This is a genomic window from Kitasatospora sp. NPDC040550 (assembly GCF_055594965.1).
In genome coordinates, this window is record NZ_JBVIWC010000014.1 from 109,742 (window position 1) to 119,889 (window position 10,148).

Genomic DNA, 10,148 nt, shown 5'->3' on the forward strand with positions numbered 1-10,148 from the left:
TCGTTCACGGCTTCCACTCGACGGCCAGGTTCGGTGCCTGGCTCCCGCTCGGCGGGACCTGCATGGTTTTCAGGGTGAACTCCATCACCTGCTTGAACACCGGCCCGCACAGCTGGCCGCCGAAGTGCCCGTTGACCGGGCCCTGGAGGGTGCAGGAGACGGTGTAGCGGGGGGCGTCGGCGGGGGCGAAGCCGATGAAGGAGGCGGTGTAGCCGTCGTAGCCCTTGCCGTCGGCGGCCCCCCGGTTGGCGGTGCCGGTCTTCCCGGCGACCCGGTAGCCGGGGATCGCGGCCTTGCCGCCGGTGCCCTGCTCGTCGTCGACGACCGACTCCAGCATCGAGGTGAGGGTCTTGGCGGTCTGCTCGCTGACCACCCGGGTCTGCTCGCCGGCCGGGGTCGGGACGTACTTGCCGTCCGACCCGGTGATCCCCTGGACGATGCTGGGCGCGACCCGCACCCCGCCGTTGGCGATGGTCGAGTACACCGAGGTGGCCTGGAGCGCGTTCATCTGCATCGGGCCCTGGCCGAAGGAGATGTTGTACTTCTCCGAGGCGACCAGGTCCTCCGGCTTCTTGAGCTTGCCCGCGGTCTCCCCCGGGAAGTTCAGACCGGTCGGCTGGGCCACCCCGAACTTGCGCAGGTAGCCGTCCAGGATCTGGTTGGCCTTCAGCTGGTCGCCGTCTCCGAGCGTCTCGATCGCCTCGATGGTGCCGATGTTGGAGGACTTGGCGAGCACCCCGGCCAGGGTCAGGTACCAGGTGCCGTGCACGACGTCGTCCTTGAACTCCTGCCCGGCCCGGATCAGCGGGTAGGGCACCGTCACCTTGGTGTCCCAGTTGGCCTTGCCGGTGTCCAGGACGGCGGCCAGGCTCATCAGCTTGGCCGTGCTGCCCGGCTCGTACGCGTCCACCAGGGCCGGGTTGCCCATCTGGGACTGCTTGGCGAGGCTCAGGTCGTTGGGGTTGAAGCCGGGCGCGGAGGCCATCGCGATGACCTGGCCGGTCTTCACGTCCTGGACCACCACGTAGCCCTTCTCCGCGCCGGAGTTGGCCACCTGGTCGGTGATCGCCCGCTGGGCGGCCCACTGGACGTCCCGGTTGATGGTCAGCTTGATGTCGCTGCCGGGCACGGCCGGGTCCATCGAGCCCCCGGCGGTGGGCACCAACCGCCCGCCCGCCTGCGCGTAACTGCTGTGGCCGTCCTTGCCGGCCAGCTGCTTCTGGTACTGCAGCTCCAGCCCGCCGGCGCCCTCGCCCTCGCCGTTGACGAAGCCGACCAGGTTGGCGGCCAGCCCCTCGGCCGGGTAGATCCGCTTCTGGGTCTCCCGGTTGAACACCCCGGCCAGCGGGTTGGCGCACTCGTTGTCCACCCGGGTGCGCCCGCCCTGGTCGGCCGGCTTGCCGAGCAGCTTCTTCTGAGCCTGGCAGGCCCGCGAGCCGGCCTTCTTCTCCAGGCCGGTCTTGAGGTCGCTGATCTGGCTCTTGGCGGCCGGGCTCTGCTGCGCGGCGAGCCGCTTGTAGCGGGTCTTCGGGGTGTGCAGGTCGGCGGCGATCCTCTCCTTGGCCACGCCGAGGATCGGCGACAGCAGCGCGGCCGCCTGCTCGGGCGCGTCCGGGATGCCGGTCGCCTCGGGGGTGAACATCGCCGGGTCGGCGGTGATGTCGTAGGCGTCCACGGTGGCCGCGAGGGCGACGCCGTCGGAGGACGTTATCGAGCCGCGCTCGGCGGTGATCGGGATGCTCTGGTAGCGGTTGGTGTTCGCGTCGGCGGCCAGCGCGTCGGCGTCCACCAGCTGGAGCTGCACCAGGCGCCCGGCGAAGACCGAGAACACCAGCGACAGCGCCACGGTGATCACCCGCAGCCGGCGCTTCGGCTCGGCCAGCCGCAGCGCCTTGGCGCGTTGCGGCAGCCTGGACTTCGGGCGCGACCGCACGGCCGCCTGGCTGCGGGCCGGCGGACGGTCCTCCGGGCGGCGCTGCTGCGGCGCCCTCGGCGTGCGGCCGACGGAGGCGGACCTGGCGGGCTGCGCCTTGGCCGACTGGCCGCGCGCGGGCTGGCCCTTGGCGGGCTGGGCCTTCGGGCTCTGCGCCTTCGGCGGCTGGGCCTTCGCGGGCTGGACCTTGCCGGACTGGCCGCGGGCGGGCTGCCCCTTGGCCGGCTGCCCCTTCGCGGGCTGGCCGCGCCCGGCCACCGGCCGGGCCGTACCGCTGCGCGGCGGCTGGCGGCGGCCGGAGCCGGACCCCGAACCGGAGCCGGACGGCTGACGAGGCGTCGTCATCGGGTACCACCCCCGTGCTGGGCCGGCGCGGTCGTCACCGGGTTGAGCTGGATCACCGAGTCACCGGCCGAGGCCGCCGGGGTCGGCGGCGCCGAGGGGCTCGGCTGGGCCGGGGGCTGGGCGCTCGGCGTGCCGGACGGCTGCCCGGAGGGCTGCGCCGGGGCCGGGCTCTGCGCGGCCGGCGCGGGCTTCGTCGGCCACGGATCGACCGTCGACTTCTTCACCGGCGGGCTGTCCTGCGCCGGGCCGGGCGTGCCGAGCACCTTGCCGCCGTTCGGCACGTCCAGGAAGGCCATCCCGCCGGCCGGGACCATGCCCAGTTCGCCGGCCCGCTTGGCCAGCGCGTCCGGGGCCGAGCTCTGGTCGATCTCGTGCTGGAGGCTCTGCTGCTCGTCGGTCGCCTTGGTGGTCTGCTTCTGCAGCCGGGACAGTTCGAAGGAGCCCTCGTTGAGCGCCGTGTTCAGCGCCAGCAGCCCGAGCAGCCCCGCCGCCAGCAGCACCACCACGAGCACCGTGAACGGCGTGCGTCCCCGCACGGGGCGCCGCCCCGGCCGGACCGTGATGCGCGCCCTGCCCTGTCCGGGGAGTCCTCCCCGCCCCGCCCGGACCTCACCGGCCACCGGCCCCACCGCTCTCCTCCACCCTTCGGACCCCGCCGGAGCCGTTCCTCAGCCCCGCTTGCTTCGGTCCCTGATCCTCTCCGCCACCCGCAGCCGCACGGGCGCGGCGCGCCGGTTCTCCTCGATCTCCTCCTCGGTGGCCAGCTCGGCACCGCGGGTGATCAGTTTGAGCCAGGGCTGGTGCTCCTCCGGGATGAACGGGAGCCCCGGCGGGGCGGTGCTGGTCGCTCCGGCGGCGAAGTACTGCTTCACCAGCCGGTCCTCCAGCGACTGGTACGACATCACCGCGATCCGGCCGCCCAGCGCCAGGACGTCCAGCGCCCCCGGGATCGCCCGGTCCAGGACCTCCAGCTCGCCGTTGACCTCGATCCGCAGCGCCTGGAACGTCCGCTTGGCCGGGTTCCCGCCGGTCCGGCGGGTCGCCGCCGGAATGGCGTTGCGCACCAACTCGACCAGACGCGCGCTGTTGGTGAACGGTTCCTTCTCGCGTTCCCGCAGGATGACCGACGCGATCTTCCCGGCGAACCGCTCCTCGCCGTACACCTTGAGGATCCGGGCCAGGTCGCCGTGGCTGTAGGTGTTCAGCACCTCCGCCGCGCTGATCCCCCGGGTCTGGTCCATCCGCATGTCCAGCGGCGCGTCCTGGGCGTAGGCGAAACCGCGGTCGGCCTCGTCCAGCTGCATCGAGGAGACGCCGAGGTCGAACAGGACGCCGTCGATCCGGTCGATGCCCAGGCGCTCCAGCACCTCGGGGATCTCGTCGTACACCGCGTGCACCAGCGTGGCCCGGTCGCCGAACGGGGCCAGCCGCTCGCCGGAGAGCTTCAACGCCTGCGGGTCGCGGTCCACCGCGACCAGCCGGACCTCCGGGAACTGGGTCAGCAGCGCCTCGCTGTGGCCGCCGAGGCCCAGGGTCGCGTCGACCACCACGGCCCCCGGGCGGGAGATCGCCGGCGCCAGCGCGTCCATGCACCGCTGCAGCATCACCGGAACGTGCTTGGGACCCGGTTCGTTGGTGGTCATGCGCGGTGGCGCCCTTCCTCGGTGCGGAGCAGCCCGACGACCGGGAGCTCCGACCATTCTCGCCCACCACCTGCCGGCACGACGACGCGGCCCGTGGTCCCCGCCCGCTCGAGGGGAAGGTCGTGACCGCCCGGCGCCGGGGAAGGTGCGCCAGGTGAACACGGAGCGGGTGGAGGCCACGAGCCGCATCGGCCGGGCCGCACACCGGTCGGCACGGCCCGGTTGACGGGCTCCGAGGGGTGTGCTCCAACGCGCCGCAACTCTATCGCGCGGACCCCGCCAGTCAATGGTCCGCTCCGGCGCACCACCCGGGCGGCGGTACGGATCACCGCAGGTCGCGGCCGTCGGAGCGGCCCGGCGGAGGTCCCGGCCGGCGGCCCCCGGCGGCCGGCGCGCGCCCCGTCGAGCGACCGGGTACGAACCCACCCCGGGACCGGCCCGGACGAACCCTCCGGTTGTCGCCATGCTCTCGCTCACGGCGGTGCGTTCTGTAGCTCTCCGCCCCACCGCGCGGCCCGGGACCGCACTAACGTCGCCACCATGACAGTGACCCCCGACCGGCCCACGCCGAACGCCGCTGCCGCCCCCGCCGGAGACACCATCATCGACCGCTTCGTGACGGCCAACCGCGAGTACGCGGTGACCTTCCGCGACGGCGGCATGGACGCCCGTCCGGTCCAGAGGATCGCCGTGGTGGCCTGCATGGACGCCCGGCTCGACCTCTTCGCGGCGCTCGGCCTCGAACTGGGCGACGCCCACGTCATCCGCAACGCCGGCGGCGTCGTCACCGACGACACCATCCGGTCCCTGACCATCAGCCAGCGCGCCCTGGGCACCCGCTCGATCGCGCTGATCCACCACACCGGCTGCGGACTGCTCGGCCTCACCGAGGACTTCCGCCGCGAGCTGGAGCTGGAGGTCGGCCAGCGCCCGCAGTGGGCGGTGGAGGCCTTCGTCGACCTGGACGGCGACGTCCGCCAGTCCATGCAGCGGGTGCGCACCTCCCCGTTCCTGCCGTACACCGACGACGTCCGCGGCTTCGTCTTCGACGTCCACACCGGGCTGCTGCGCGAGATCCGCTGAGCGGAGCCCGCCCGCTCTCATTCGGCGAGGGCCGAATGGTGACTTCTGACCGCCGAACGGGGGAGAATGCGCCTGCCGGTCGGACCCCGAACCACCTGGGGCGGCCGGGCCGCAGGCCGCCCACCGGCGCCGGTTCCTCGTCCGGAACCGCCCCCGGGACGGCCGCGTCAAGCATGGGGTGGGGTCCGGCCTCGGGTGAGGCGGGCACGGTGTGCCAGGGAGCGTAAACGGGTGACGAGCTACAACGATCAGGCCGGTCTCGGCAGTCCTGCGGGGGGCGAGCAGAGGGCGAACGGGTACCGTCCGGTCGGGCTCCCGGAGCTCGCGGCGGTCGTGGAACGGGTCCGCGCCAACATCGAGAGCGTGATCGAGGGCAAGCCGGAGGCCGTCCGGATCGCGCTGACCGTCCTGCTCGCCGAGGGCCACCTGCTGCTGGAGGACGTGCCCGGCGTCGGCAAGACCATGCTGGCCAAGGCGCTCGCCAAGTCCGTGGACTGCACCGTGCGCCGCATCCAGTTCACCCCCGACCTGCTGCCCTCGGACGTCACCGGCACCAACATCTACGACCAGCAGCAGCACGACTTCGAGTTCCGCCCGGGCGCGATCTTCGCCCAGATCGTGGTCGGCGACGAGATCAACCGCGCCTCGCCGAAGACCCAGTCCGCGCTGCTGGAGTCCATGGAGGAGCGCCAGGTCACCATCGACGGCACCAGCTACGAGCTGCCCTCGCCGTTCATGGTCGTGGCCACCCAGAACCCGGTGGAGATGGAGGGCACCTACCCCCTCCCGGAGGCCCAGCGGGACCGCTTCATGGCCCGGGTCTCGATCGGCTACCCCAGCCCCGAGGCCGAGTTCGCGATGCTCGACGTGCACGCCGGCGCCAACCCGCTGGCCGACCTCCAGCCGGTCGCGCACGCCGCCGACATCCTCAAGCTGGTCGAGCTGGTCCGCACCGTGCACATCGCCGACCCGGTCCGCCGCTACGCCGTCGACCTGGTCGGCGCCACCCGCACCAGCCCCGAGCTGCGGCTGGGCGCCTCGCCGCGCGCCACCCTGCACCTGGTCCGGGCCGCCCGCGCCGCCGCCGCGCTGGACGGGCGCGACTACGTCACCCCGGACGACATCCAGCGGCTGGCCGTCCCGGTCCTGGCGCACCGCCTGATGCCGACCGCCGAGACCCAGCTCGGCCGCCGCACCGCCGAGCAGATCGTGACCGACCTGGTCGCCCGGCTGCCGCTGCCCCGTCCGCAGGGCGGCCCGGCCGTCCGGAGGGGCTGAGGTGGCCGAATCCGACGGAACGGGCGGGCTGCGGGCCGGGCTGCACGGCCTCACCACCCGGGGCCGCTCCTTCCTCGCGGCCGGTCTGACCGCGGTGGTCTGCGCCTACCTGCTCGACCAGGACGCGCTGCTGCGGGTCGGCGTCCTGCTCACCGCCCTGCCGCTGGCCGCCGCCGCGGTGGTCGCCAACACCCGGTACCGGGTGGCCAGCGGACGCCGGCTCAGCCCGCACCGGGCGATCGCCGGCCAGGAGGCCCGGGTCCACCTGCGGGTGGACAACGTCTCCCGGGTGCCCACCGGGCTGCTGCTGCTGGAGGACAAGGTCCCGTACGTGCTCGGGCCGCGGCCCCGGTTCGTGCTCGACCGGGTCGAGCCGCGCGGCTTCCGCGAGGTCTCCTACCGGGTCCGCTCCGACCTGCGCGGCCGCTACCTGCTCGGGCCGCTGCAGCTGCGGCTGTCCGACCCGTTCGGGATGTGCGAGGTCAACCGCGCCTTCGCCGCCTCCGACGTGCTCACCGTCGTCCCCCAGGTCCAGGCGCTGCCGCAGGTGCGGCTCAGCGGCGAGTGGATCGGCCAGGGCGAGAGCCACACCCGCACCCTGGCGCTGGCCGGCGACGACGACGTGATCCTGCGCGAGTACCGGCCCGGCGACGACCTGCGCCGGGTGCACTGGCGCTCCACCGCCCGGTACGGCGAGCTGATGGTGCGCCGCGAGGAGCAGCCGCAGAAGGCCCGCGCCACCGTCCTGCTGGACACCCGCGAGGTGGCCCACCGGGGCAGCGGCCCCGCCTCCTCCTTCGAGTGGGCGGTCAGCTGCGCCGCCTCCGTCGCCGTGCACCTGCTGGAGCGCGGGTACCAGACCCAGCTGCTCACCGACACCGGGCACTGGGTGCCCGGGCCCGGCAGCGGCGGCCACAACGTCGCCGCCGACACCTCCGGGCTGATCCTGGACGCCCTCGCGGTCGCGGACCTGTCGGACGGCGCCGGGCTGTCCCGCGCCGAGGAGCCGCTGCGGGCCGGCGGCGAGGGCCTGCTGGTGGCCGTCCTCGGCGACCTGGACGCGGCGCAGGCCACCCGGCTGGCCCGGCTGCGCAGCCGCACCGGCGGGGCGATCGCCTTCCTGCTCGACACCGGCACCTGGGCCGGTGTGCGGATGCTCGCCCCCGACACCGGTGGCGACGAGTTCCGCGAGCGGGTCCGGGAACTGCGCGCGGCCGGCTGGACGGTCCTGCCGGTCCGGGCGGGCGACTCCGTACCGGACCTGTGGCGGGCCGCCGACGGCGCCAAGACCACCGCCCCCTACCGAGATGAGGCCGGCGCGTGACCACCCGGGCCAAACTGACCGTTTACTCGGCGCTGGCCACCGCCCTCGCCTCGCTGTGCCTGCTGCCGCTGCTGACCACCCGCAGCTGGCTCACCCACGCCTTCCTGGTGATCGCCGTGATCTCGGCGGTCGGCGCCGGCCTGCGCCGCTCCCCGCTGTACCGCTGGTCGGTGCCGGTGGCCCAGGTGCTGGTGCTGCTCCTGCTGATGCTGCTCGGCTTCGCCGGGTCCGGGCTGACCGGCGGGGTGCTGCCCGGGGCGCCCGCGATGCGGGTGCTCAGCCAGGTCTTCTCCTCCGGTCTGGACGACATCGCCCAGTACGCCCTCCCGGCGCCGCCGACCGCAGGCCTGCGGCTGATCCTGGTCTCCTCGGTCGGCCTGATCGCCGTGCTGGTGGACACCATCGCGGTGACCTACCGGCGCTCGGCGCTGGCCGGGCTGCCGCTGCTGGCGCTGTACTCGATCGGCAACGGCGTGGCCGGGGACCACGGCAGCTGGGTCTGGTTCGGCTTCGCCTCGGCCGGCTACCTGGTGCTGCTGTTCGCCGAGGGCCAGGACCGGGTCTCCCGCTGGGGCCGGGTCTTCCGCGGCAGCGCGCGCGGCACGATCACCTCCAGCCAGATCAGCCAGGGCGGCCAGCAGGTCGGCGTCCTGGCGCTGGCCCTGGCCCTGCTGCTGCCGGTCTTCCTGCCGCGCTGGAACCTCGGACTGCTGGACTCCGGCTCGTCCGGCGGGTCGTCCGGGCACGGCACCGCCGGGAGCGTGACCACCAGCCTCGACCCGCTGGTCAGCCTGGAGGCGGCGATCAGCAAGCCGTCCGACAACGAGCTGCTCACCTACACCCTGGACAGCGACCTCGCCGACCAGATCTACCTGCGCACCGGCTCGCTGGACCAGTTCGACGGCACCAACTGGAAGCTCGGCAGCACGGTGGTCAGCGACCTCCCGGCCACCCTGCCCACCCCGGAGGGCCTGCGGGTCACCAACGTCCCCCGGATCGAGGGCGACTTCAAGGTCAGCGACGGCCTGGAGAAGAGCTGGCTGCCGATGCCGTACCCGGCCGCCTCCGTCCAGGTCCCCAACCGCGGCGAGTGGAAGCTCGACCCGATCACCCGCACCGTCCTGTCGTCCAACGACAAGGCGATCAGCGGCCTGCGCTACCACGTCAGCACGCTGGACCTGCGGCCCACCGCCGACGAGCTGCGCACCGCGCCGCTCGCCCCGCAGGACATCCGGGACCGCTACACCGCCGTCCCGTCCGACCTGCCGGCCGTGGTCGCCGAGCAGGCCAAGGCGGTCACCGCCAATGCGCGCACCGACTACGACCGGGCCACCGCGCTGGTGAACTGGTTCACCGGCCCCGGGTTCAAGTACGACACCTCGGTCGAGGGCGGCACCGGCAGCAACGCGATCGCGGTCTTCCTGCGCGACCGCCGGGGCTTCTGCGTGCACTTCGCCTCCACCATGGCGGCGATGGCCCGGGTGCTGAAGATCCCGGCCCGGGTCGCGGTCGGCTTCACCCCCGGCGACAGCAAGGGCGGCGACGTCTACTCGGTCAGCGGCCGGATGTACCACGCCTGGCCCGAGCTGTACTTCTCCGGCTACGGCTGGATGCGCTTCGAGCCGACCCCGAGCCGGGGCGTCCCGGCCCGCTACTCCGAGGCGTCCAGCGCCCCGACCACGGCGCCCTCCCAGCAGCCGACCGCCGCGGCGACCAGCTCGGCCGCCGTCCCGGCGCCGTCCCAGAGCTCCGACTGCACCGCCAAGCAGCGCCAGCTGGGCGACTGCGGGTCCAAGAACAAGGCGGTCAGCCGGACGGCCGACGAGTCCTGGCTGCTGTCCGGCCAGGTGCTCGGCACCCTGGCCGTCGTGGTGGCGCTGATCGCGCTGCTGCTCGTACCGATGTTCTGGCGGACCGCCGTACGACGCCGCCGGCTCGGCGGCGGAGGGCGCCGCCGGCCCGGCGGGGACGGCCCGGTCGAGCTCACCGACGCCCAGGTGCTGGCCGCCTGGGACGAGCTGGTGGACTCCGCCTGGGACGTCGGAATTCCCCCGGACGAGTCACGCACCCCGCGCTCGGCCGCCCGGCGGATCACCGAGACGGCGGACCTGGACGCGGACGCGGCGGCCGCCGCCGGACGGCTGGCACTGGCCACCGAGCGGGTGCTCTACGCCCCGGCCGGGCAGGTCACCACGGCCCCGCTGGCCGCCGACGTCCGCACCGCCCGGCGGGCCCTGCGGGCCGGGGCCGGCCGGGCCGGGCGACTGCGGGCCCTGCTGCTGCCGCCGTCCTCGGCCCAGCTGTGGTGGCGGACCTCCGACACGGTGCGGGCGGCCCGGGCGGCCGTCGCCACCCGGGCGGGCCGGGCCACCGAGGCGGTCGCCGGTCCGGTGCGACGGCTGACCGGCCGGCGCAAGGGATCCGGCCCGGAGTCCTGACGGAACGCGAGAGCCGGGGGGGGGGGGGGGGGGGGGGGGGGGGGGGGGGGGGGGGGGGGGGGGGTTGCTGGGTTGTGCCCCCGGCCCCTCCTCCCGCTCCGTGC

Annotated in this window: 7 protein-coding genes; 4 read left to right on the forward strand and 3 right to left on the reverse strand. The window is 74.2% G+C overall.

Features of this window, described 5'->3' with window-relative positions; translation table 11 throughout:
- Positions 1–4: 4 nt before the first annotated feature.
- From ACZ58X_RS21625 to rsmH, 3 genes are all read right to left on the reverse strand, one after another.
- A complete protein-coding gene (locus tag ACZ58X_RS21625; protein WP_470335229.1) occupies positions 5–2,278 on the reverse strand; it encodes a peptidoglycan D,D-transpeptidase FtsI family protein in 2,274 nt (757 codons plus the stop codon).
- Positions 2,275–2,814 carry a cell division protein FtsL gene (ftsL, locus tag ACZ58X_RS21630; protein ID WP_470335230.1) on the reverse strand — a complete coding sequence of 180 codons (540 nt, stop codon included), beginning with the start codon at positions 2,812–2,814 and terminating at the stop codon, positions 2,275–2,277. The genes ACZ58X_RS21625 and ftsL overlap by 4 nt, the downstream gene beginning before the upstream one ends.
- A gap of 132 nt (positions 2,815–2,946) precedes the next feature.
- The gene (rsmH, locus tag ACZ58X_RS21635; protein ID WP_470335231.1) at positions 2,947–3,921 is read right to left on the reverse strand and encodes a 16S rRNA (cytosine(1402)-N(4))-methyltransferase RsmH; all 975 of its coding nucleotides are present in this window, start codon (positions 3,919–3,921) and stop codon (positions 2,947–2,949) included.
- A gap of 540 nt (positions 3,922–4,461) precedes the next feature.
- On the opposite strand from rsmH, the gene ACZ58X_RS21640 reads away from it, so the two are divergent.
- The 4 genes from ACZ58X_RS21640 to ACZ58X_RS21655 all read left to right on the forward strand — a co-directional run bounded on the left by ACZ58X_RS21640 (position 4,462) and on the right by ACZ58X_RS21655 (position 10,044).
- Complete coding sequence (locus tag ACZ58X_RS21640) at positions 4,462–5,004, forward strand: beta-class carbonic anhydrase (protein WP_470335232.1); 543 nt, start codon at positions 4,462–4,464, stop codon at positions 5,002–5,004.
- Between the two features lie 231 nt (positions 5,005–5,235).
- On the forward strand, positions 5,236–6,282 hold the full coding sequence (locus tag ACZ58X_RS21645; protein WP_470335233.1) for an AAA family ATPase: 1,047 nt from the start codon (positions 5,236–5,238) through the stop codon (positions 6,280–6,282).
- 1 nt (position 6,283) lies between these two features.
- Positions 6,284–7,606 (forward strand): DUF58 domain-containing protein, encoded by a 1,323-nt coding sequence (locus ACZ58X_RS21650; RefSeq protein WP_470335234.1) that lies wholly within the window; start codon positions 6,284–6,286, stop codon positions 7,604–7,606.
- Entirely contained in the window at positions 7,603–10,044 is a 2,442-nt protein-coding gene (locus ACZ58X_RS21655) for a transglutaminase TgpA family protein (protein ID WP_470335235.1), read from the forward strand. The genes ACZ58X_RS21650 and ACZ58X_RS21655 overlap by 4 nt, the downstream gene beginning before the upstream one ends.
- The last annotated feature ends 104 nt before the right edge of the window (positions 10,045–10,148 follow it).

Bases quoted from the DNA above. Each gene is read 5' to 3' on its own strand.
- ACZ58X_RS21625 (WP_470335229.1), bottom strand. From the start codon at position 2,278: ATGACGACGCCTCGTCAGCCGTCCGGCTCCGGTTCGGGGTCCGGCTCC.
- rsmH (WP_470335231.1), bottom strand. From the start codon at position 3,921: ATGACCACCAACGAACCGGGTCCCAAGCACGTTCCGGTGATGCTGCAG.
- ACZ58X_RS21640 (WP_470335232.1), top strand. From the start codon at position 4,462: ATGACAGTGACCCCCGACCGGCCCACGCCGAACGCCGCTGCCGCCCCC.